General features: G+C 46.9%; 20 protein-coding genes. 11 read left to right on the top strand and 9 right to left on the bottom strand.

Annotated elements, in window-relative coordinates; translation table 11 throughout:
• Positions 1–480 precede the first annotated feature (480 nt).
• Positions 481–882: a hypothetical protein gene (locus tag ACLJQD_RS07140; RefSeq protein ID WP_023888773.1), complete on the top strand. Its 402-nt coding sequence runs from the start codon at positions 481–483 to the stop codon at positions 880–882.
• A 128-nt stretch (positions 883–1,010) separates the two neighbouring features.
• On the opposite strand, the gene ACLJQD_RS07135 is transcribed toward ACLJQD_RS07140, so the two are convergent.
• Entirely contained in the window at positions 1,011–1,727 is a 717-nt protein-coding gene (locus ACLJQD_RS07135) for a hypothetical protein (protein ID WP_001588428.1), read from the bottom strand.
• 426 nt (positions 1,728–2,153) lie between these two features.
• Here ACLJQD_RS07135 and sseJ point away from each other — a divergent pair, with 426 nt between their 5' ends.
• On the top strand, positions 2,154–3,380 hold the full coding sequence (sseJ, locus tag ACLJQD_RS07130) for an SPI-2 type III secretion system effector SseJ (protein ID WP_017441317.1): 1,227 nt from the start codon (positions 2,154–2,156) through the stop codon (positions 3,378–3,380).
• Between the two features lie 120 nt (positions 3,381–3,500).
• On the opposite strand, the gene ACLJQD_RS07125 is transcribed toward sseJ, so the two are convergent.
• Complete coding sequence (locus ACLJQD_RS07125) at positions 3,501–3,845, bottom strand: DUF1294 domain-containing protein (protein ID WP_017441316.1); 345 nt, start codon at positions 3,843–3,845, stop codon at positions 3,501–3,503.
• Between the two features lie 917 nt (positions 3,846–4,762).
• Between ACLJQD_RS07125 and ACLJQD_RS07120 the strand changes: the two genes are divergently transcribed.
• The 6 genes from ACLJQD_RS07120 (at position 4,763) to ACLJQD_RS07095 (ending at position 10,424) form a co-directional block, all read left to right on the top strand.
• Positions 4,763–5,524, top strand: a complete 762-nt coding sequence (locus ACLJQD_RS07120) for a transporter substrate-binding domain-containing protein (RefSeq protein WP_001727062.1) — start codon at positions 4,763–4,765, stop codon at positions 5,522–5,524.
• A gap of 6 nt (positions 5,525–5,530) precedes the next feature.
• Positions 5,531–6,178: an amino acid ABC transporter permease gene (locus tag ACLJQD_RS07115; protein ID WP_017441315.1), complete on the top strand. Its 648-nt coding sequence runs from the start codon at positions 5,531–5,533 to the stop codon at positions 6,176–6,178.
• Positions 6,179–6,202: 24 nt separating this feature from the next.
• Complete coding sequence (locus ACLJQD_RS07110) at positions 6,203–6,934, top strand: amino acid ABC transporter ATP-binding protein (RefSeq protein ID WP_017441314.1); 732 nt, start codon at positions 6,203–6,205, stop codon at positions 6,932–6,934.
• A complete protein-coding gene (locus ACLJQD_RS07105) occupies positions 6,931–7,611 on the top strand; it encodes an amino acid ABC transporter permease (protein WP_000560165.1) in 681 nt (226 codons plus the stop codon). The genes ACLJQD_RS07110 and ACLJQD_RS07105 overlap by 4 nt, the downstream gene beginning before the upstream one ends.
• Positions 7,612–7,747: 136 nt before the next feature.
• Positions 7,748–9,298: a glycosyltransferase family 39 protein gene (locus ACLJQD_RS07100; protein WP_023242855.1), complete on the top strand. Its 1,551-nt coding sequence runs from the start codon at positions 7,748–7,750 to the stop codon at positions 9,296–9,298.
• Positions 9,299–9,761: 463 nt separating this feature from the next.
• Positions 9,762–10,424, top strand: coding sequence for a class I SAM-dependent methyltransferase (locus ACLJQD_RS07095; RefSeq protein ID WP_023242856.1), 663 nt, complete (start codon positions 9,762–9,764; stop codon positions 10,422–10,424).
• A gap of 270 nt (positions 10,425–10,694) precedes the next feature.
• Here the strand turns inward: ACLJQD_RS07095 and cybB are convergent, their stop codons facing one another.
• The 3 genes from cybB to hrpA form a co-directional block, all read right to left on the bottom strand.
• Positions 10,695–11,225 (bottom strand): cytochrome b561, encoded by a 531-nt coding sequence (gene cybB / locus ACLJQD_RS07090; protein WP_017441311.1) that lies wholly within the window; start codon positions 11,223–11,225, stop codon positions 10,695–10,697.
• Between the two features lie 116 nt (positions 11,226–11,341).
• Positions 11,342–12,142, bottom strand: a complete 801-nt coding sequence (locus ACLJQD_RS07085) for a YdcF family protein (RefSeq protein ID WP_001098507.1) — start codon at positions 12,140–12,142, stop codon at positions 11,342–11,344.
• Between the two features lie 63 nt (positions 12,143–12,205).
• Positions 12,206–16,108 (bottom strand): ATP-dependent RNA helicase HrpA, encoded by a 3,903-nt coding sequence (gene hrpA / locus ACLJQD_RS07080; protein WP_024137316.1) that lies wholly within the window; start codon positions 16,106–16,108, stop codon positions 12,206–12,208.
• A gap of 200 nt (positions 16,109–16,308) precedes the next feature.
• Between hrpA and azoR the strand changes: the two genes are divergently transcribed.
• Positions 16,309–16,914 carry an FMN-dependent NADH-azoreductase gene (gene azoR, locus ACLJQD_RS07075; protein WP_000048924.1) on the top strand — a complete coding sequence of 202 codons (606 nt, stop codon included), beginning with the start codon at positions 16,309–16,311 and terminating at the stop codon, positions 16,912–16,914.
• On the opposite strand, the gene ACLJQD_RS07070 is transcribed toward azoR, so the two are convergent.
• The 4 genes from ACLJQD_RS07070 to ACLJQD_RS07055 form a co-directional block, all read right to left on the bottom strand.
• Positions 16,911–17,360, bottom strand: a complete 450-nt coding sequence (locus ACLJQD_RS07070; protein ID WP_001518898.1) for a GFA family protein — start codon at positions 17,358–17,360, stop codon at positions 16,911–16,913. The two genes, azoR and ACLJQD_RS07070, sit on opposite strands and share 4 nt — an antisense overlap.
• Positions 17,361–17,502: 142 nt before the next feature.
• Positions 17,503–17,826: a YdbL family protein gene (locus tag ACLJQD_RS07065; RefSeq protein ID WP_000760414.1), complete on the bottom strand. Its 324-nt coding sequence runs from the start codon at positions 17,824–17,826 to the stop codon at positions 17,503–17,505.
• A 7-nt stretch (positions 17,827–17,833) separates the two neighbouring features.
• A complete protein-coding gene (locus ACLJQD_RS07060; RefSeq protein WP_000784063.1) occupies positions 17,834–18,025 on the bottom strand; it encodes a YnbE family lipoprotein in 192 nt (63 codons plus the stop codon).
• Positions 18,025–20,661, bottom strand: a complete 2,637-nt coding sequence (locus tag ACLJQD_RS07055; RefSeq protein ID WP_017441309.1) for a YdbH family protein — start codon at positions 20,659–20,661, stop codon at positions 18,025–18,027. Before ACLJQD_RS07055 ends, ACLJQD_RS07060 begins: the two co-directional genes overlap by 1 nt.
• Before the next feature lie 266 nt (positions 20,662–20,927).
• Here ACLJQD_RS07055 and ldhA point away from each other — a divergent pair, with 266 nt between their 5' ends.
• Both ldhA and hslJ read left to right on the top strand, forming a co-directional pair.
• Positions 20,928–21,917 (top strand): D-lactate dehydrogenase, encoded by a 990-nt coding sequence (gene ldhA, locus ACLJQD_RS07050; RefSeq protein WP_000762206.1) that lies wholly within the window; start codon positions 20,928–20,930, stop codon positions 21,915–21,917.
• A gap of 110 nt (positions 21,918–22,027) precedes the next feature.
• Positions 22,028–22,438, top strand: coding sequence for a heat shock protein HslJ (hslJ, locus tag ACLJQD_RS07045; RefSeq protein WP_000725242.1), 411 nt, complete (start codon positions 22,028–22,030; stop codon positions 22,436–22,438).
• Positions 22,439–22,458: the final 20 nt, after the last annotated feature.

Below are 22,458 nucleotides of genomic sequence, written 5' to 3'. Positions count from 1 at the left end.
TGTTTATGTAATTGTAAAATTACACGCAATATAAAAATCAATCGCTTATAACTTACCGGCATAGGTCATCAAGAATCAGTTCACATTCAGCATATCCAGCTCACGGGAACTTTTTCTGGCCATAGACAATAAACGCCAAAGCTTCCTTTCTTAGCTGCAATGTTCTGCCCGACTGGGGCACAGAGGTAATGCCGTGTGAATCCAGTCCCATTACCCAGAAGTAAATATTTGCTCAATAGTTTTTACTTACTCACCAGGTGGTAATGAATAAAGGTTATGATATGCAGATGTCAGTCTTGTAAGAACGTAACATCACAACTGCGATACACCGCCGACGGGTAGCAGAAATATCTCAACCCTGTGTCTTTCCAGGCTTAGTCAATGTGGACAAAAAATCAAATGAGCGTTATTTGAAAGATTTTTAATACCCAAAAGCGTCATCATTATTGTTAATTTGAAATCAATCTCAGGTAATAATCCATGCCTATTTCGATTTGTAAACATGGTGCTCCTTTTGTTGTTCAACATGAAAATCGGTACGGTTCCGGGGCAAGTCAGTCATCATTACTTTCAAAATCAATCCACCATATTAGCAACTCTCATGAGGCAATAAACTTTATAAGTTGCTATAGTGCAAATGGAAGCTGTTTTTCCAATGCACAGATGCTAGCCAATGCCTCAGGAAGCCCTGTTATAGGTTACTATGGGAAGGTAAATAAGTTAACAGCCAGTCTGGCTAATAGCGGTCGTATATTTCGCCCACAGCATAAGCTTGCGGCCAATATTTGTTATGTAGGTAATCGGCTTCTGAGCGGTCCAATTCAACTTGGGTTTGGCCTGAAACATCTGCTAACCTGTCACTCAAATGGTAATGTCAGATAAAGTGTCATGCCATGCCCTTCCCGGCATTGCTATTCCACAGCTTACAGATATGGGCGCTCAGTTCTTTCCTCAATCGCTGCTATGGGAAGCTCTGGCGTCATTTCACGCTCTTGCCAACCAGTATTTTATTAAAGCCTGACTTTTACCAGAGTAATCTCATAAGAGTGCCCATCTTCTGGTCTAAAAATAATAAATCTATTGTTATTTTTAGTAAAGGATTTCGACAAAATAAAACTATCATGATATCTGGCCAGGACGTAGTACCAGCCTCCATCATACAATATCATTTCGTATTCTTTCTTTAATTGTGGCTTATAGATCCCAACAAAAAAAGAAAATATAAAAAAATATATAATAAAACCAAGCATAACTATAGTGAAACAATGCCTTCGCACCCAACTGAGTTGCGTAAAACAAATCACTGGCATCAATTTACTATAAAAACGCATCCCCACCGATAAGCATAAAGCCACCAGTAAAATGATAAAAAAAAGCTCCCACAAAAACGATTCTGTTAAGAGAGAAAACTCGATAACAATTGGAATAAAGAACAAAACCGCTGCCAAAAAAAGGCGTAAGAAGCTAAGGTCGTGGATACGTGCTTTTTGCTTTACTAGAAAAAACAATAGAATACCCACTCCCCATGCTATTATGAATATAGCCATCAGGCTAATCGCATGGAATAGACTTCGGGCAATGTTGTCAGGGCCGACGCCTACATACCACCACGGGAAACCATAGTACGCGGAGACGCCCCAGCCATAAAAATAGGCGCTCCCCCATCCCAGACCACCTAAATAGGCCAAAAGCATTGAAGAGTTTTTAATAATTGAATCATCACTCATTATAGTTAACTCACTTAACAAAGATTTAGTATGAAAATAGAAATCAACACGTTATATAAAACACTAACCCCCTGGAAATAATAGTTGGATGATAAGTTCACCTAATTTTCCTGAATATCAAGCCAGCTCATACCCACGCCAGCACACTAAAATCAGGAGTGGCTACTTTTTTTAGAGCTTTGCCTTAACCAGACGCACAGTCAATAATGATAGCAGTCAGATAATATGTACCCGGCATTAACCTCACGTTGTTGATGATATATTTACTTCGTTGAAAAATAATAAATATTGCATGTATTTTATTGGCGACGGCAAACTGTTAAAGAAGCGCAATTCCATATACACCATTTACCTGATTACTTTACTTGCTAATATTTGCTAGTTAATACTTTACTAAAGCGCGTTTAATAGAGTAAGGAGGACACTATGCCATTGAGTGTTGGACAGGGGTATTTCACATCATCTATCAGTGCTGAAAGATTTAATGTGATAAAAGAAAGCGCACGCCCTCCGGAATTAAGTTTATGGGAGAAAATCAAAGCATATTTCTTCACCACCTACCATGCAGAAGCGCTCGAATGTATCTTTAAACTTTACCACTATCAGGAACTGAATCTAACACCGGTACAAGTTCGCGGAGCCTACATCAAACTTCGAGCCTTAGCGTCTCAGGGATGTAAAGAACAATTTATTATAGAATCACAGGAACAGGCCGATAAGTTGATTATTAAAGATGATAATGGTGAAAATATTTTATCTATTGAGGTTGAATGTCATCCGGAAGCTTTTGGTCTTGCCAAAGAAATCAATAAATTACATCCCAAGCCAAAAAATATTTCTTTATGTGATATTACCAGACTGGTATTTTTTGGCGACAGTTTATCTGACTCCATGGGGCGTATGTTTGAAAAAACACATCATATTTTACCTTCCTATGGTCAATACTTTGGCGGAAGGTTTACTAATGGATTTACCTGGACTGAGTTTTTATCATCTCCACACTTCTTAGGTAAAGAGATGCTTAATTTTGCTGAAGGGGGAAGTACATCGGCAAGCTATTCCTGCTTTAATTGCCTCGGTGACTTTGTATCAAATACGGACAGACAAGTCGCATCTTACACCCCTTCTCACCAGGACCTGGCGATATTTTTATTGGGGGCTAATGACTATATGACACTACACAAAGATAATGTAATGATGGTCGTTGAGCAACAAATTGATGATATTGAAAAAATAATTTCCGGTGGAGTTAATAATATTTTAGTCATGGGGATTCCCGATTTGTCTTTGACGCCCTATGGCAAATATTCTGATGAAAAAAGAAAACTTAAGGATGAAAGCACCGCTCACAATGCCCTGCTAAAAACTAATGTTGAAGAATTAAAAGAAAAATACCCCCAGCACAAAATATGCTATTTCGAGACTGCCGATGCATTTAAGATGATAATGGAGGTGGCCAGTAACATTGGTTATGATACGGAAAACCCTTATACTCACCACGGCTATGTACATCTTCCCGGGGCTAAAGACCCTCAACTGGATATATGTCCGCAATACGTCTTCAATGACTTTGTCCATCCAACCCAGGAAGTCCATCATTGTTTTGCCACAATGTTAGAAAGTTTTATAGCTCATCATTATTCCACTGAATAATGTTCCATCGGCTGCGGTATGCCTTGAGCAAAACACCGCTCAATATCATAGTGCCGGTGGCATGAAAATATGAGGTTGTCTTTGCTGCCGGTTGGTCAATAAGTGATCCATACTCTATGTTCAGTAGGACAAAAATGGATAGAGTCGATAGATCGCCACCGTAACTACGGTACTCACTATCACACTGACGATAAAGTATGTTTTGAATGGCTGCTTTTGCGTTTTATGACGGAAAAGTTGTTGACCAACAATCGCACCAGGCCACCCACCGACAACCCCAAACACCAACAAAGTGGATTCCGGCACTCTGCGCCAGGTTTTACGTGCCGCCGTTTTATCTACACCGTAGATCGCCAGCGTTAGCACATTGGCGAGCAGGAACCACATCGCGACGGGATGCGATGTAAAAATGCTTCCGACCGCAGCGGAGATCAGGAGTAAATAACAAAAGCGGTTAAGATACATATTATTATGTCATAGCAATGATTAGGGTCATCGGAGCCCATTATACGCGATACATGCGCCTATGTGATGCAGAATTTTCTTTTCATTCAGCCAACGAGTCATCGAGTCATCGAGGATTCATTTTTAATTACCATGGTAATCATAAGGTAATTAACGTGTTGTGAACACGATTAAAATGGGTAAAGCCACCAAAAATGTTACCACCTTAACCATTGCCAGGATAACTTAATGGAGAGCCCTCTTTATTGCTGTTTGTTATCCGGTTGGCAGTCTCAGTTTTGGATTTATTTATCGTATTTATATTTATTACATAAGATGTACGATGTTAATTTGAGAATTTTATCTCGACAACCGCATATATTAAGATATTTCTGAATTAAGATTATTATCGATTAAAACAAGTTAACGTTTTGATAAACATAACAACATCGTCAGAAATCCTGATCTGTTGTCGTTTGTTCATAGGATAAATAATTTATATGCTTGCAAATATAGATAGCACGCAAATCAACTTAGCTCAGAAAATGTATTTGACAAGCAAAGATAAGTCTTTATATTGGCCCTGGATAGAGTGGTAAGATGATACTTAGAGACATTAAATACACCGTCACTGAAGCATTTATCTGCTTATCATGTAAATATGTATGCGTAAATGGAGCATAAACTATGTCCAGTATACTAATGTCTATGGTATCTTTACATTTTCACCTTTCATGGGGCCGCTGCACTCATATCCAGTTGATATCTCATGGTATATTCAATCCATTCCCTTTGATGATTCCTGTCAAACCTCCTGATTAAATTAGTTAACAGCGATGGAATACATAACGTTAAGTACTTTACGCCTGCAAATGTCAGGTTCACGCCCTAATGCTTAATTTATAATACGCATTACCTTACCACAGGAAATAGATAGCATGTTATCCAAAAAAATTGGCTTATCGATGATAGTGTTGGGAATAATGTCGTCTTCAGCTTTTGCTGATAGCATCGTTGAAGGGAGAACACTCAATGTCGCAGTATCACCGGCCTCTCCCCCTATGTTATTTAAAAGTGCTGATGGCAAATTGCAGGGGATAGATCTGGAGCTTTTTTCGTCTTACTGTCAGTCACGGCATTGTAAGCTAAACATCACCGAATATGCCTGGGATGGAATGCTTGGCGCAGTGGCGAGTGGTCAGGCAGATGTCGCATTTTCGGGAATTTCAATCACAGATAAACGTAAGAAAGTTATTGATTTTTCTGAACCTTATTACATCAACTCTTTTTATCTGGTCAGTATGGCCAATCATAAAATAACGCTCAATAACCTCAATGAATTAAATCAATATTCTATTGGATACCCTCGAGGAATGGCTTACTCCGACCTTATCAAAAACGATCTGGAGCCCAAAGGATACTACTCGTTAAGTAAAGTAAAATTGTATCCAACCTATAATGAGACGATGGCTGATCTAAAAAATGGCAATCTTGATCTGGCTTTTATAGAAGAGCCGGTTTATTTTACCTTCAAAAATAAGAAAAAGATGCCGATAGAAAGTCGTTATGTTTTCAAGAATGTTGATCAGCTTGGCATTGCCTTTAAGAAAGGCTCGCCCGTGCGCGATGATTTTAACTTATGGCTTAAAGAGCAAGGGCCACAAAAAATATCTGGCATCGTCGATAACTGGATGAAATAGTAAGCTATGTCATCAGGTAATATGCTGGCTATATTTTATTTCCTATTGGAAGGGATTGGTAATACGCTGCTTGTAACCTTTACCTGTTTTCTCTCAGCGTTTTTTACCGGGCTTACAGTCGCCGTATTACGGCGACTATCCCCCCTTCCACTACAGAAGATGCTCGACGTACTGGTCTTTATTCTTCGGGGAATTCCAATACTTATTGCTGTTTTTCTTGTTTATTTTGGATTGCCATCGATTGGCATATATGTTTCACCTCTGGTGGCCATGAACCTCAGCGTCGGCTTAATCAGTGGGAGCTATCTTGCCGAGGTGTTCAGAGGGGCGCTTAAATTAGTTGAGCCATACGAAATTACGGTAGCGAAAGTAGCAGGAATGCGTCAATTACAGGTTATAATAAATATTGAACTGCCACAGATGTTGCGATTTTCTGTGCCCGGTATTATCAATGAGTTTTCTTCTGTATTAAAAGCGACGCCCTTTGCTTATACTGTAGGTATCGCTGAAATAACGAAGCAGGCAATGTCACTGACAGCCATCACGCTGAACGGGTTACAGATCTATACTCTTGCCGGGGTATTATATTTCATTATTTATAAAGTTTTTACTCTTCTGGCCGGAGTGTTTGAGAAAAAATATCGCATCAGTTGAAGCATAAAAATAGAGGTGATACTCATGGCTTTACTGAAACTAAAAGAGATAAGTAAGGAATATTCAGGAAAAAAGGTTCTTGATACGGTTAGTCTGAAAATTCAATCGGGAGACATGAAAGTAGTCATGGGGCCATCGGGTTGTGGAAAAACGACGCTTTTACGCTGTCTGCTTCGATTAGAAGAGCCTGATTATGGTGATATTTATTTTCACGGGAGAAATATTTATGACAAGGAATTTACTGTTCTTGAGTTCAGAAAAAAAGTCGGTTGTGTCTTCCAGAATTACGCTTTGTATCGCCATCTTAACGTTATGGATAACATTACCCTTGCCCTATGTAAAGTGTTTGGCATGCCGGGACAACTAGCCCGGGAGAAAGCCTTACATGAGCTACAAAAACTTGATATGGCCTCGCATAGCGCGAAATACCCTTCGCAATTATCGGGCGGCCAGCAGCAGCGCGTCGCCCTGGCCCGAACAATGGTCACCGACCCAGAACTCATTATTTTTGATGAGCCGACGTCTGCGCTTGATCCGCTCATGACTCGTGAAGTCGGAATGTTGATTAAGCAACTTCACGACAATGGCGTCACTATATTATGCGTCACTCATGATATTCGCCTCGCCAGATTACTAAGCGATAACGTAACGTTTCTTAATCATGGCAAGATTCGTGCAGAAGGAGCTTTTACCGATCTTGCCTTACGAGAAACGGATCCAGATATCCACTGTTTTTTTAGCGAGGCACAACGATGATCGCTGGCTGGTCTCTCTTCTTTAATGACCTGACTGAACAACTGCCACTTGTTGTGGACGGTATTAAAGAAACCTGTAAACTTGCGCTGATTGTTTCCATCACCGGTTTTTTGTGGGGAATTATTATTTTCTTTCTGAGCCTTAGCCATCGCCCCGTGGTAAAAGCCATAACTCGACTGTACATGGATTTCTTTATCGGTACGCCACTCATTCTTATTCTGTTTGTTATCTATTATGGTTTACCTCAATCTGGCATTCACCTGTCCTCTTTTACCGTGGCGGTTACAGGTTTTACCTTGAATGTCGGCGCATATAATGCCGCGTACATGACAACGGCCTATAACGCATTGAATAAATATGAAACGGAGGCAGCAGTCGTTCAGGGGTTGAACAAACGGCAGGTCTTTTTGTGGATTATACTGCCTCAGGTATTGCTGTCTTCCATTCCAGCCTTAACGAATCAGGTGATTAATAACCTTAAAGACAGCACCATCGTTTTTCTTATCCAATATACTGAGTTTTTCGCGCGAATTCAGGAGGTTGCTGCAACTAGCTTTAAATTCTTCCATGCTTACCTTTTTGCCGCCATAGTGTATCTTATTGGCGTTACCTTTATCGTCGGTTTGACCCGGTTTTTAGAGCATAGACTGCTTCGCCATTACGGTCAGGATTACTGAGTTGCACTGCACTATTCTGATTAATTCATCGCTGACATTATCAAAGTTATTTTTATTTAGTGTTGGTTAAGATTTTAACCTTCATTATTGCGTTAGGTGTCCATTCTGGTCTAAGTCTTACTCCATTGAGGATATTATGGCGCTACCACAACTATCAATATGGCAGCCCGGAGATGGGTTAAGAAAAATAAAGTATAAATATCATATTTGTCTCATTGTCATATTCTCCGTCCTTATACGGTTGCTGTTTTTAACTGACCGCTACCTTTGGTGTGACGAAGCGTCCAGCGTGCTGATTAGTCGACATAGCGTAGATAATCTGCTCTTCCATGCCGCTTTTGACGTGCATCCCCCGCTTTATTATCTGTTACTGCATGACTGGATCATATTATTGGGTGATAGCATTGCAGCGGTACGCTCTCTCAGTCTACTCTTTGGGATCCTGACAGTTGTGCTGGTTATCGCGCTTACGCGATGGCTGGCAAATGAACGTACAGCCTTATTGGCGGGATGGTTCGCCGCCCTGATGCCGATGGCAGTCCATTACAGTCAAGAAACGCGCATGTACGCGTTAATGGGAATGCTAACGCTCGCTGCCGCGTTAGCATTGATGATGTGGATAAAAACACCCACCCATAATCGCTACCTTGTCGCGTATGCTTTACTTATGACGTTCAGCTTTTACACCCATTATTTCACCCTATTTGCACTTATTGCCCACTGGATCGCAGTAACAATATTATCCTGCCAAAGCCATAAAATGGCCTGCTACCTTAAACTTCCTGGCTGGTGGTTTGCTAACCTGGCGATTGCTGTCGCTTATCTCCCCTGGTTGCCCGTATTGTTTAATTTACTGACTCATCTGGCGCAGTTGAGAGCCGGTAATGATATCGGTTGGATTCCCCCCGTAACATGGCGTGATCTGCCTGCAATGTACTGGCATTTCTTTACCGGAAACAACGGACAGGGTTTTCCGTCGATCATTCTGTGGCTGGCTGTGGGAAGTTTTATCGGTACTGTGGGGCGAATATCTTTATGCAACGGAGAATATGAAAGATATCAGCTGATATTATTTTGTAATCTGGTCATCCCTGTAATGCTGGTCTTCACCATTTCCTGGTGGATGCCGTTATTTATCGATCGTTATTTCTTCTTCTCATCGCTGAGCATTCCTCCCCTGCTCGCAGTATTACTTACCCGCGCAAAAAAAGCGGTTTGTGGCTTCTGGTTTATCTTATTCACCTTATTATTCGGCTATGGTTCATATCATAATAACCCTGAGCACATAGACGAGTTTAAACCACTGGTAAACTATATTAATACCCGTCACCAGCCTAATGATGCCGTGGTAGTCAGTAAAATGTTCGATTATTTAAGTTATGTTTATTATAATAAGCGAGATTATCGTACGTTTCTTTATACACCACCTAACGCACACGGAACATCAGGCAGACCGAATGCCTATGGCTTTGGTTCACTGTTTTATGCGCAAGCCGATCAGACATATATTGATACTCTGACAACGCTTTCAAAAAGTTACCATCGTGTCTGGTTGGTAAGCGGCGGTAACTTCAGTCAGGATTACCCCTTGCCGTCAGAATGGCAAAATATCGCAAAATTCAGAAGTGGTAGATTTCAGGTACAATTATTTGTAATACCAACTCAACAGGCGCGTCAAATGCAATGATTACCGTTTTCTATCCAGTGCAGTGATAAACAGTACTGCCACTGCCAGACCGCCTAAAAGTAAGGTCCAGCCAAACGCTTCAAAAACCTCAATCATATCGCCTCCAGGTAGGTGATATTAAATAAAGATGGCTATCTCAGCGTAACATTTAAAATATCAATTAATGTACAATAATCGCTTTATGTGTATGAATAAATATTGTTCCTCATGCATTTAATTGCATTGCTATTATCATAAGGCTTAATATATTTATATTAACGATTATTAATTATCAGCTTATAATAATATGACTGTCCAATTCATTTATCAGCTATTATTATCCTCTATCTTCTTTAAGATAGCCGTTTAATTAATAATATCGCCTTTATTCATCGCATTAAATTACTCACTCACCTGATTAATGCTTGCCTAACGATTGCTTCATTGTTTTAATTCCAGCGCGAAATTATTTAGTGAGAGAACAATGAAGCATACACAACAATCAGGCGCAAAAGTCTATAACCCATTCACGCTTAGCTTATATGACTGGTGGGTACTCAATATCTCAAACAAATATGCCTGGAAGTGTCCTACTGATACGCGACTACTTCCTTTCTTCCTGCATCACATGGGCGAGACTCACCTGGATATTGGCGTAGGTACAGGTTATTACCTGAAACATGCACCTGCGACTCATGCCATTTCGCTGATGGATTTAAATCCGGATAGCCTGAAAATAGCCGCCAGCCGAGTGGGTAATACGAAAATCCGCGCCACACTACAACACGATGTTTTCGACACGTTCCCGGCGGACTGGCACGGGCGCTTCGATTCCGTTTCGATGTACTATCTTCTGCACTGCTTACCTGGTGAGATGACAACAAAAGCGAAGGCAATTAAAAATGCCGGTATGGCGCTTAAACCCGGCGGCACACTTTTTGGCGCCACGATTCTGGGCAAAGAGGTTCCTCACAATGCTTTTAGTAAGAAATTAATGGCTGTTTATAACAAGAAAGGAATATTCAGTAATACCAATGATTCAGCCGATACGTTACGCAGCGTGTTGGACGAACATTTCGCTAAGGTGACTTTGGAGCAACATGGCGCCGTTGCGCTATTTTCCGCCACTATGCCACGTTCATTGTAAGTACAGGCACTTCCGAGCGGTCGGCAGCGCGATCATGTGGGTTTAACCCGTTGATTAAACATTGGATTACGGGATAGCAATTGCTTATTTTATTTGTCATACAAATAAGTATAATACCCGCTTCCGATGTAGACCCGTCCTCCTTCGCCTGCGTCACGGGTCCTGGTTCGACGCAGGCGTTTTCTGTATGGAATACGCCATCCCCTCCGATAGATGCCTTGTTTGCCTAAAGCAGTTAACCCCACCAGCGACAAACGTCATGCAGGACGGTCAGTCACGCTTACGCGGCATCATCCGTAACAGCGTATTGTCTTTCCAGAAATAGTGATGCATCAAAGCAGCGATGGCATGAAGTCCAATAACAAAATAGCCCAGATTCGCCAGCGTGACGTGCCAGGATTTCAGCATATCTACGCGTTCAAAGTTAGCTTCGGCGGCATGCGGCATAGTAATACCAAATGCGACCCAGGGATTGCCGCGGTTATACATCATGACCAGACCAATAACAGGCAGCGCGATAAATAACAGGTAAATCACCAGATGTCCTAAATGTGCCATTCCGGTCATCATCGGTTTTGGACGAGGAACAATGGGCGGCGTGGGATATTTCAGCCGAATAATCAAGCGCGCCACCATTAAAAGCAAAATAGTGATACCACATGAAACATGCGTCATATTAAACCAGGGCCGATAACTACGCGGCGCAAAACCGCGTAGCTCCATCGCGGCGTAAGCCACAATAACCAGAAAAAAGACTAACCAGTGAATACCAATTTGCAGGCGGGAATACTTATTGCCCATAGCGCGTCCTGAATGAAAACCGTAAAGCGACAACATAACCAGCTTTTCTAAATAATTCATCAAATTTATGAAATGGTGGTCGCACTTGCCCGTTCACCCTCGCAAACGGGCGATTTTTAGCGTAAAGCTCTCTGTTCTAACGCACTGCGCAGCGTCGTATCTGCCTGCAATACCTGCCATGCGTTTTCAATATCGCGTGGGATATCAACGTGAATGATAAAATCTTTACCGCGCGGTCCATACCCTGTTTCATCGTCACGCAAACGTGGCAGCTCGCCGGCAATCAGAGACAGATAACGCTCCACCGTCCAGATGCCCTCTTCAACGTTGGCAAAACGTGTACCGCCGTTAAGGTGGCGCAGTACCGGAACAAAACCAGGAAAACTCAGCCAGCGCGGCGCATCGGTGTCGTCGTTTGTCACGCGCCGGAATGCCGCGATAGTGCGCCGCTGCATGGTGGGGTCTTGCACAACGATAGCCGTGTTAATGTTTTCTTTCGCCTGACGGATCAGTGCGCAGGAGAAACGGGCATTTTCGCCGCAATTAGTTGACCGATCTTCCAGCCAAATTTTCTCAGCCGGAATATGCCAGAACTGGTTCGCGATATCCGCGAGGATCGCGGCTTCAGCGCGTCCGGTTGTGCGAATAGTGTGGTAGCGCGGATGCCGGGCAATCACGGCGTACAAAAACGGCGTCGAATGACCTATACCGCCGCTAATCAGTAAAGGAACGCCTTGCGCTTTGGCGATGCGACAGGCCGCGTCGATAGTGGGGATCACCGCATTGCCCGCCAGGACGACGCAATCCGACGAATAAGGTTGTTCGCCGGAAAAATCATTTTGCGCCAGCCACTGTCCGACGGTATTTACCGCCAGCAATGTTTCCGCAGAGAGCGCCGGAAATGGCGTTGTATTCATAATTCCTCCTTTTTGTTCCGAACTTGTACCGGATCTCTTTGAAAGACATCGTCGCCTGGCTTTTTAGGCCGTAATCTGATCCATGGCCTGTAAAATACGCTTATCGGAAATAGGATAAGGCGTACCGAGCTGTTGCGCGAAATAACTGACACGCAGTTCTTCAATCATCCAACGGATCTCTTTAACATCATCATCTTCGCGACGCGCTGGAGGCAATTTATTTATCCATTGTTGCCACGCCTGCTGGACGCTTTCGACTTTCAGCATTTGCGCCCGATCGCGGTGCGGATCGACAGCCAGTTTCTCCAGCCGCTTTTCAATTGCCTGCAGATAACGCAGCGTATCGCCGAGACGTTTAAAGCCGTTGCCAGTCACAAAACCACGGTATACCAGACCGCTCATCTGCGCCTTGATATCGGAAAGCCCCAACGCCATGCTCATATCCACCCGCCCTTTCAGACGCTTATTGATATTGAATACGGTCGTCAGGATCCGCTCAACCTGCTTCGCGATATCCACCACAGTATCATTCAGCTCGGCGCGTACCTTTTCGTGCAGCGCGGTGAAACCTGCTTCGCTCCACACCGGTCCGCCGTTGGCATCTATCAGTTTATCTACCCCGCAGGCGATACAGTCATCAATCAACTCCAGTACTTTGCCGTACGGGTTAAAGTACAGCCCCAGCTTGGCTTTATTCGGCAATTTCTCATGCAGATACTTAATCGGTGAAGGAATATTGAGCAACAGCAGACGGCGTAAACCGCACCACATCGCCTGTTGTTGTTCCAGCGGATTATCAAACAATTTGATAGCGACGCTGTCACGCTCATCCACTAACGCCGGCCACGCCTTCACTTTATAATTACCGCGTTTCTGTTCGTAGCTTTCCGGCAGCTCGCCGAAACTCCAGATATGCAGCCCGCTCTGCTCGATGCCGTCATCCGCCACCGCCGAGAGCGTCTCCTGCACTTTGCCTTTCAGCGCATTTTTAAGCTCGGCGAGCGAACGCCCTTCCTGCAGTTTCTTGTTTTTGTCATTCACCACGCGAAACGTGATTTTCAGATGCTCGGGCACCTGATCCCAATGCCAGTCTTCCCGGTCGACCGTGACGCCGGTCATCCGGCGCAGTTCACGCTCCAGAGCGTCCAGCAGCGGCAGCTCCAGCGGCGTTACGCGACCTAAAAACGCTTCAGCATAGTTTGGCGCCGGAACAAAGTTGCGACGTACCGGTTTTGGCAACGATTTAATCAGCGCAATAACTAATTCACGGCGCAGCCCTGGGATCTGCCATTCAAAACCGCTCTCGTCAACCTGGTTAAGTAGCGGCAACGGAATATGGACGGTCACGCCGTCAGCATCCGCGCCCGGTTCAAACTGATAGCTCAAACGCAGCTTAAGATTGCCCTGGTGCCAGAAGTTCGGGTAATCCAGTTTGCTGATTTTTTCCGCGCCTTCTTTAATCAGCATACTTTTTTCAAAGTTGAGCAGATCCGGCGTCTCGCGGCTGATTTTTTTCCACCAACTATCAAAGTGGCGGGCGGAAATAACGTCATGGCTAATACGCTGGTCATAAAACTCAAACAGGGTATCGTCATCCACCAGGATATCGCGGCGGCGAGATTTGTGCTCAAGTTCCTCGACTTCCGCACGCAATTTTAGATTCTCACGGAAGAAGGCATGACGGGTTTGCCAGTCCCCCTCCACCAGCGCATGGCGGATAAACAACTCGCGACACAACGCCGGGTCAATCTGGCTGTAATTCACCTTGCGCGCGGCGACAATCGGCAGACCGTAGACAGTAACCTTTTCCGTCGCCATCACCGCGCCTTGCGCCCGCTCCCAGCGCGGTTCGCTATATGAACGTTTAATCAGGTGCTGGGCTACCGGTTCCACCCATTCTGGCTCAATGCGGGCAGCGATACGCCCCCACAAACGGCTGGTCTCCACCAGTTCTGCGACCATTGTCCATTTCGGCGGTTTTTTGAATAAACCGGAACCGGGGAAAATAGAGAATCGGGCGTTACGCGCGCCGGTGTACTCTTGTTTATCGGCATCTTTCATCCCGATATGCGACAACAGCCCCGTTAACAACGCAACGTGAATTTCCCGGTACTCTGCGGGTTCGCTGTTTACCGGAATCCCCAGTTCTTTGACCACCTGACGCAGTTGGGTATAGATATCCTGCCACTCACGCACGCGTAAATAGTTCAGATAGTCGGTGCGACACAGACGGCGGAATTGATTCGACGACAGGGCCTTTTGTTGCTCGCCGAGGTAATTCCACAGGTTAACAAACGCCAGAAAATCGGACTCCTTATCATGAAAGCGCCGGTGTTTCTCATCGGAAGCCTGCTGCTTGTCCACAGGGCGCTCGCGCGGATCCTGAATAGAGAGTGCGGAAGTAATGATCATCGCTTCGCGCACACAGCCATGTTTTTGCGCTTCCAGAACCATACGCGCCAGGCGCGGGTCGACCGGCAGCTGGGATAATTGTCGGCCCAGCGGCGTCAGCTTATATGCCGTTTGCTGTTCGTCGGCAGTAATCGCCCCCAGCTCTTCCAACAAACGCACGCCATCCTGAATATTGCGCTTATCCGGCGCTTCAACAAACGGGAAGGCGGCGATGTCACCCAGCCCCAGGGCGGTCATCTGCAAAATAACCGACGCCAGGTTGGTACGTAGAATTTCCGGGTCGGTAAATTCCGGACGTGACAAAAAGTCATCTTCCGAATACAGACGAATGCAGATCCCTTCCGATACGCGTCCGCAACGCCCTTTACGCTGGTTGGCGGAAGCCTGTGAGATCGGTTCAATCGGCAGGCGCTGCACTTTAGTGCGGTAGCTGTAGCGGCTGATGCGCGCAGTGCCAGGATCGATCACATACTTGATACCCGGCACCGTCAGCGAGGTTTCCGCCACGTTAGTCGCCAGCACGATACGGCGTCCGCTGTGCGACTGGAAAACGCGGTTCTGTTCGCTGTTCGACAAGCGTGCATACAGCGGCAACACTTCGGTATGCCGTAAGTTCAGCTTGTTCAGGGCGTCGGCGGTATCGCGGATTTCCCGCTCTCCGCTCATAAAAATCAGGATATCGCCGGGACTTTCACGCCCCAGTTCATCAACAGCGTCGAAAATTGCCTGTAGCTGATCGCGTTCAGTGTCGTCAGCCTCTTCCACGATGGGGCGATAACGAACTTCTACGGGATACGTTCGGCCAGAGACTTCAATAATCGGCGCGTTATTAAAGTGGCGCGAGAAGCGTTCCGGGTCGATGGTCGCAGAGGTAATAATCACTTTCAGATCGGGGCGACGCGGCAGAAGCTCTTTCAGATAGCCGAGCAAGAAGTCAATATTCAGGCTGCGTTCATGCGCTTCATCAATAATGATGGTGTCATACTGCATCAATAGCCTGTCCTGCTGGATTTCCGCCAGCAGGATACCGTCCGTCATCAGTTTGACCATGGTGTTGCTACTGACATGATCGCTGAAACGAACTTTATAGCCGATGCAGCCGCCAGGCTCCGTTTGCAACTCTTCGGCAATGCGGTTAGCGACGGTGCGCGCCGCCAGACGACGCGGTTGAGTATGTCCAATAAGTCCTTTAATTCCGCGTCCCAGTTCCATACAAATTTTCGGCAACTGGGTGGTTTTACCGGAACCGGTTTCCCCTGCCACGATCACCACCTGATGATCGCGGACCGCTTCCAGAATGTCCTGTTTCTTCTGGCTAACAGGCAGATTTTGCGGATAAGTGATTGAGGGGCGCGCCGCTTCGCGGAGAGCGACCTGCGTCGCAGCCTGTTCAATTTCTTTCGCCATCGTCTGGAAAATGGCCTGTTGCGCATCAGGATTTTTTACTTTCTTTACGCCATGCAGGCGGCGCGAAAAGCGCTGTTTGTCGCGCAGCATCAGTGCATCCAGCCGCTGCTGTAACACCTGAAGCGTCAACATAGATTGTTCAGTCATAAAGCTCTTGGGCAGCATTCTGCCTGTTTAAAATCGTTTTAAATGATAGGTATAGAGTACCACATTGGGGCTTTTTTTGTGTTGTTCAATAATTTCGAACAAAGGGTTCGATATATTGCGCTATCCCTGCGACATATTTGTGAATAAAGTGTCAACAAGCAACGGGGCACGCCCCTTCAAACACATAAAAGGAAACACCCATGAGCAAGGTATTAGTTCTTAAATCCAGTATTCTGGCAGGGTACTCTCAGTCTGGTCAGTTGACTGACTATTTTATTGAACAATGGCGCGAAAAACACGTCGCAGATGAAATTACTGTCCGCGATCTGGCGGCCAACCCTGTTCCGGTGCTGGATGGCGAGCTGGTGGGCGCGATGCGTCCGGGCGATGCGCCTTTAACGCCACGTCAGCAGGACGCTCTGGCGCTGTCTGATGAACTCATTGCTGAACTGAAAGCCCACGACGTCATCGTTATTGCGGCGCCGATGTACAATTTCAATATCCCGACGCAGCTGAAAAACTACTTTGATCTGATTGCCCGCGCCGGTATCACTTTCCGCTATACCGAAAAAGGCCCGGAAGGTCTGGTAACCGGTAAACGCGCGGTGGTTCTCTCCAGTCGCGGCGGTATCCATAAAGACACCCCGACGGATTTGATTGCGCCTTACCTGAAAGTGTTCCTTGGTTTTATCGGTATTACCGACGTGAATTTTGTCTTTGCCGAAGGCATCGCCTACGGGCCGGAAGTGGCGGCTAAAGCTCAGGCCGATGCAAAAGCCGCGATTGACAGCGTCGTGGCCGCTTAAATATTTTTGCCTCCCGTTTCGACGGGAGGTGACTTCTTAGGTTCGTAGCGCAAATATCCTACCACGCCGCTACTGCCGCCATCGCTGGGATGCGTTACCCCATCATTGACTTCAACGCAGGCGAAATCAAAAGGCGACACATTTTCGATGCACGCCACATTGACCCCATATTGATCGGGATTGGATCGACGTTGATGAAAAGTATATATCCCGCATACCGAACAGAAAAAATGCACCGCCTTGCCCGTATTGAAGCGATATTCGGTAAGCTTATCCTGCCCTTTTAGCACTTTAATACCCGATAGCGGCGCAGACACTGCCACTGCTCCGCGCATCCGGCAAAAGGAACAGTTGCAGCGCCTGGCGGTATGAAAGCCATCGCTAAGTTGAACGGTAAACACGACGCTGCCACAATGGCAGGCAGCAGATAATTTTTCAGACGTCATACCTGGTTACTCTCGCGAATAGTGATACCAGCCAACAGTATAGAAATAGCCTTCCGGTTCGCCTAATGTAAATACGACCTTCGTATTCAGAAATTACCCATATAAAAATGCATTTTGCGGTAAAAAAATTGTCGGGAAGCGGTTATTTACGCATCCATTTGCCATTAATTCCCTGGACATATTCTCCCGGCCTGGCGCGCTCAACCAGTTTTTGCCCTGCCATCTTCGCCACCTCGTCCACGGGAAGATGATTGCTATCCGCTAACTGCTGATAACTGGCGCGGCGGGCATGATTAATATCAAGCACCAGTTTCTGGGTTTCGGCATCATTCTTTAAGGCCACCAGATAGCCATTCAGCGTTTCCCCTACCCGGCCCTGCGTGCGCGCTTCGTCCAGGGTTAAGGCCCACACAGAAGGTGTGAGCAAGCTCAGCGTCAGCACCCATAGCATTAAATACTTTTTCATTATGGCCTCAGAATAGATCGCTGCGTGATTTCAGGAGTTCTTCAACATCTTTATCGACTTTGATATGTATTTCATGCTCGATCTTTACATTCATGTTGATGGTAATCGGCTGTTCCGGCGCGGCGACTTCAATACGTGGCGTGCAGCCCACCACGATAAATGACGCAAGCGCTGACAGCATGGCAATACTCATTTTCATTATTTATCCTCACAGTCCTTGTCTTTCCGGCAAGGAGGTTGCGGCAACGCTGTATTTTGTTCAAGCCATGCCTGTAAATTGTCGCCAAAACGCAAACTGCGCCACAGCGTAAACACATTTTCTTCATGGGTATAGTTCAAGTTAACGATCGCGGTTTTACCATCTACCCGGCTTTTGCCGGTAATAGCCGCCTGCATCGTTAGTACGCCCAGGTTATCAACGTTAATTTTCGTCCACGAATGCGTAATCTCCATATAACGTAGCCAGTTGATCGCCGAGCCTGCCGTGACATTATCCTTCACCACCGCATCCGCAGTATCTTTATCGATACGCAACGTCATTGGCCCAGGATTCGTAAGCCAGCCATCTTTGATTATCCATTTTTCATTGTTCAGCCACAGCGGCAGCGCGCCGCTAACCGGACCAGACATGGCGAATTGCTTTGGATTTATGGCGCTAATCAATTCGCTGGATGAAATATTTTGCACCCGCAAAAGCGCCGGGTCGTGCTGCGGCATTCGCAACTGTTTCATAATGATTTGACCGCCCAGCACGTCTACGCTGACATCGCTTAACAGTAATGGATTCGACTCGCTCCAGGGATAACCGCCCTGTAAATCAGCGGTAATATTTTTCGCCGTGACCTGATTGACTATCCCGGCAATACGCAGCGAGACGGGCCCGCGCGTCCCTAATTGCCACGCGCCGTTGTGGAAGCGAAATGGCAGAATGAAATCGACGCCGTTGATTTTGTTATCCGGCATCCAGGCGCTACCGCCTTTTAACACGCCGTGTCCACCCGCTTCAAACCCCTGCCCCTGTGCGGCGGAAAAAGCCACCTGCGCATACAGTGAGCCTTCGCGCAGCGTCATTTTCCAGTCTGGTGGAAGCAACGGCTGGAAAACGATAAGCGACTGCTTCGGCCACCAGGCCTGTCCGCGAAGGCGTTCGCCATCCCAGCGTCCATTCAGCCGTACCGGCCCTATCGCCCCCGCCCGAAGGTCGCCTTTAAACTGGAACAGGGTTGGCTCGCGCCCTTCAACGCTAAAATTAATGGTAGAAGGCGGCAGCACGCTCCCGCTGGTAAATACGGTTTTTCCCGCCTCCAGAGACAGCGCGCCCTGTAGCGACGGCGTTGTGGCGTCGCGAACCCAGACAATAGGTTTATTCAGCGCCAGTCTTGGCGATGTGACGGTCATTGCGCCATAGTGCAACTGATCAAAACCGGTGGACAAACTGGTCAACCTGATGGTGTTATCATGCCATTCGCCCTGTCCGGCAATATCCCAGCGGGCGCGCATTGGCGTAAAGCTTCCTTGCCCCCAATAGCGCCACCGCCAGCGACCAGCATCAGGGAGAAAATCATTCGCCAGGCCATCAAGATGAAGAACGAAATCGCCCATCTCATTTTCGTGCGCCCGTAAAATAGCCTGTAATCGGCCATCAACGCCGCGCGGCGTCACCTTAACGCCCGCCAGCGGCCAACGAATTTCATCAATATCTAACGCATCAATCACCCGTCCGCGCGAGCGTAGCAATGCGCCAGGTGCAAAGGTGAGCTGCGGATCGGCCAGACTGCCGCGGAACATAGCGGGCAATACGGCATAAAAGATTAAATCCTTCTGTTTAGCCTCGCCGGTAAGCTGTAGAGGCATCTCACTGCTATCCATGCTGAGTTTTCCCGGGCCGATAGTCAGCACAGCGTTCGCTTTACCGGCATCGCCCTGGGTCAGAATATTCAGGCGTCCGCTGACTTGCGCATTATCCGGCCCGGCTTGCCAGTTATCGATATTAAAAGCCAGACGTCCGCTCAAGGGGAATCCCTGATATGGCCAGTTCCAGCGGCCATCGCTGATGGTAAGCCGCTGACGCGTTACCGCCCAGGGGAGATCGAGAATCGGATCAGGATTACCTCGCGCCATCACGATGAGCTGTCCGGCGTTATCACGCCACTCCAGTTCCGCATCCACCAGCGACGGTTCCTGCGGCAGACGCAAGGTCGCTGCCGCATGACCGCTGACCGGCAGGCCATCCGGTACCAGCGGCAACACAAATTCCCCCGCCAGGCTAATGGGAGGCTGGTTGGCCAGCGCGGCGATCTCCAGTTGGCTCACCGTCAATGCCTGACCGCGTAGCTGCCCTTGAAATTTTACTTTTTCGCCCTGATAACGTATCTGCTGAATGACCGGCGTCATGGAGATCGCCAGCTTGCCCTGCCATTCCGGCCAGGGCGCGAGAATGACATTATCGATGTTAATCCAGGTATTGGGCAGCATTGACTGCCACTGCGCCAGCGTACGCGGCGCGGCGGGAGAAGCTTCCGTAGCGGGCAGTTTCGCCAGGCACGCGGCATCCAGTTTGAGGCTTTTAATATTCAGCAACCAACGGCTGGGATGCGTCAGTTCCGCCTGGGTAATATGCGCTAACGAACAATCATTGACCAGATAGCGAAGATCGGGAATCACTAACCCATGACGTGTCAGGCGTGGACTTTGTTCCAGAGCGATACGGGTACCGACGGGTAGCCAAATTCCCGCCAGAGTGGGAACCCACAGCCCGAGGGTCATCAGTAGCGTCAGAGGGACAAGAATCAGCAGTAACAGTAGCGCAAGGGCGGCTTTATATTTACCCTTCATGGGCCATTAATTTCCTGATTTAACGAAAAATTCAGTCGGCTATCTCTTTATTTTGGCATGATTGCCCGTACATAGCCTAATAGTTCATGTTGCAAGCGGGTGATGCGTTTTGCGTGTTGCAGGGGCGCCCTCCGGCTATTTGAGGCGTTGTGGAGAATGATAACCTAAAATTATTCATTATATGTATGACTATCAATTATTTTTGATTTTTTGTAAGATAATTTTAAGCATATTTGTGTGATTCTAACATCACTGGAGAAGGTCATATGAAACTCGCCGTCTATAGTACCAAACAGTATGACAAGAAATATCTACAGCAAGTGAACGAAGCGTTCGGTTTTGAACTGGAGTTTTTTGATTTTCTGCTAACCGAGAAAACGGCGAAAACCGCCAACGGATGTGAAGCAGTTTGTATCTTCGTGAATGACGACGGGAGCCGACCGGTACTGGAAGAGCTGAAAAAACACGGCGTGAAATACATCGCGCTGCGTTGCGCCGGATTTAATAATGTCGACCTGGATGCCGCTAAAGAGCTCGGTTTGCAGGTGGTGCGCGTACCGGCTTATTCTCCGGAAGCCGTCGCTGAACATGCGATTGGCATGATGATGACATTGAACCGCCGTATTCACCGCGCTTATCAACGCACCCGTGACGCTAACTTTTCCCTTGAGGGACTGACCGGCTTTACCATGCACGGAAAAACCGCTGGCGTCATTGGTACCGGTAAAATCGGCGTCGCCGCGCTGCGTATCCTGAAAGGCTTCGGAATGCGTTTACTGGCGTTTGATCCCTATCCCAGCACCGCCGCACTTGACCTCGGCGTCGAGTATGTGGATCTGCAAACGTTGTTTGCCGAATCGGATGTCATTTCTCTGCACTGCCCGCTCACGCCGGAAAACTACCATTTACTGAACCATGCGGCATTCGATCAAATGAAAAATGGCGTTATGGTCATTAATACCAGTCGTGGCGCGCTGATTGATTCCCAGGCGGCTATCGAAGCTCTGAAGAATCAGAAAATCGGCTCGCTGGGGATGGATGTGTATGAAAACGAACGCGACCTGTTCTTTGAAGACAAGTCAAACGATGTTATCCAGGATGATGTTTTCCGCCGTCTGTCGGCCTGCCATAACGTACTGTTTACGGGGCACCAGGCATTCCTGACCGCAGAAGCGCTGATCAGCATCTCTGAAACCACGTTACAAAACTTAAGCCAGCTTGAGAAGGGCGAAGCCTGCCCGAACGCGCTGTTCTAATCCTGTCGCTCCCCTGCGCTCAGGGGAGCATTTTCGGATAACCCCTGAAGATCTATCCGGTCATATCATTACTATAGTCAGTGTTAACTATCAGATTACAGAGAATATCAATGAAGAAAATCGTCACGCTGGTCGCCCTGAGCATCATAATGACAGGGTGTGTGAGCAGTGGAAAAGTGTCCGTCAAACGCGAGCAACTGGAGCACCACCGCTTTGTTCTGGAAAGCGTAAACGGTAAAACGGTCACCGGCCCGGAGCTCAGCTTTGGCGAGGACATGACGGTATCCGGCAAAATGTGCAATCAATTCACCGGCGAAGGAAAACTGTCTGACGGCGAATTAAAAGTGAAAAATTTAGCGATGACCCGAATGATGTGCGCCGATCCGCAGCTTAATGCGCTGGACGGCACCCTCAGCGAGCTCTTCAGCAAAGGCGCGCAGGTCGATTTAACCGCGAACCAATTAACGCTGGCGACGGCAGAAACAACGCTAATGTATAAACTGGCGGATTTAGCGCACTAAGCCATTAAGTGAAAAGTTAT

Source organism: Salmonella sp. SAL04214 (genome assembly GCF_046550615.1).
Lineage (GTDB): Bacteria > Pseudomonadota > Gammaproteobacteria > Enterobacterales > Enterobacteriaceae > Salmonella > Salmonella enterica.
Note: the sequence above shows the minus strand (reverse complement) of the source record. Positions and strands in the feature narration are given on the sequence as shown.

Excerpts from the sequence above, each read along its gene's own strand:
- ACLJQD_RS07140 (WP_023888773.1), top strand. The coding sequence starts at position 481 with ATGCCTATTTCGATTTGTAAACATGGTGCTCCTTTTGTTGTTCAACAT.
- ACLJQD_RS07135 (WP_001588428.1), bottom strand. The coding sequence starts at position 1,727 with ATGAGTGATGATTCAATTATTAAAAACTCTTCAATGCTTTTGGCCTAT.
- sseJ (WP_017441317.1), top strand. The coding sequence starts at position 2,154 with ATGCCATTGAGTGTTGGACAGGGGTATTTCACATCATCTATCAGTGCT.
- ACLJQD_RS07125 (WP_017441316.1), bottom strand. The coding sequence starts at position 3,845 with ATGTATCTTAACCGCTTTTGTTATTTACTCCTGATCTCCGCTGCGGTC.
- ACLJQD_RS07120 (WP_001727062.1), top strand. The coding sequence starts at position 4,763 with ATGTTATCCAAAAAAATTGGCTTATCGATGATAGTGTTGGGAATAATG.
- ACLJQD_RS07115 (WP_017441315.1), top strand. The coding sequence starts at position 5,531 with ATGTCATCAGGTAATATGCTGGCTATATTTTATTTCCTATTGGAAGGG.
- ACLJQD_RS07110 (WP_017441314.1), top strand. The coding sequence starts at position 6,203 with ATGGCTTTACTGAAACTAAAAGAGATAAGTAAGGAATATTCAGGAAAA.
- ACLJQD_RS07105 (WP_000560165.1), top strand. The coding sequence starts at position 6,931 with ATGATCGCTGGCTGGTCTCTCTTCTTTAATGACCTGACTGAACAACTG.
- ACLJQD_RS07100 (WP_023242855.1), top strand. The coding sequence starts at position 7,748 with ATGGCGCTACCACAACTATCAATATGGCAGCCCGGAGATGGGTTAAGA.
- ACLJQD_RS07095 (WP_023242856.1), top strand. The coding sequence starts at position 9,762 with ATGAAGCATACACAACAATCAGGCGCAAAAGTCTATAACCCATTCACG.
- cybB (WP_017441311.1), bottom strand. The coding sequence starts at position 11,225 with ATGGGCAATAAGTATTCCCGCCTGCAAATTGGTATTCACTGGTTAGTC.
- ACLJQD_RS07085 (WP_001098507.1), bottom strand. The coding sequence starts at position 12,142 with ATGAATACAACGCCATTTCCGGCGCTCTCTGCGGAAACATTGCTGGCG.
- hrpA (WP_024137316.1), bottom strand. The coding sequence starts at position 16,108 with ATGACTGAACAATCTATGTTGACGCTTCAGGTGTTACAGCAGCGGCTG.
- azoR (WP_000048924.1), top strand. The coding sequence starts at position 16,309 with ATGAGCAAGGTATTAGTTCTTAAATCCAGTATTCTGGCAGGGTACTCT.
- ACLJQD_RS07070 (WP_001518898.1), bottom strand. The coding sequence starts at position 17,360 with ATGACGTCTGAAAAATTATCTGCTGCCTGCCATTGTGGCAGCGTCGTG.
- ACLJQD_RS07065 (WP_000760414.1), bottom strand. The coding sequence starts at position 17,826 with ATGAAAAAGTATTTAATGCTATGGGTGCTGACGCTGAGCTTGCTCACA.
- ACLJQD_RS07060 (WP_000784063.1), bottom strand. The coding sequence starts at position 18,025 with ATGAAAATGAGTATTGCCATGCTGTCAGCGCTTGCGTCATTTATCGTG.
- ACLJQD_RS07055 (WP_017441309.1), bottom strand. The coding sequence starts at position 20,661 with ATGAAGGGTAAATATAAAGCCGCCCTTGCGCTACTGTTACTGCTGATT.
- ldhA (WP_000762206.1), top strand. The coding sequence starts at position 20,928 with ATGAAACTCGCCGTCTATAGTACCAAACAGTATGACAAGAAATATCTA.
- hslJ (WP_000725242.1), top strand. The coding sequence starts at position 22,028 with ATGAAGAAAATCGTCACGCTGGTCGCCCTGAGCATCATAATGACAGGG.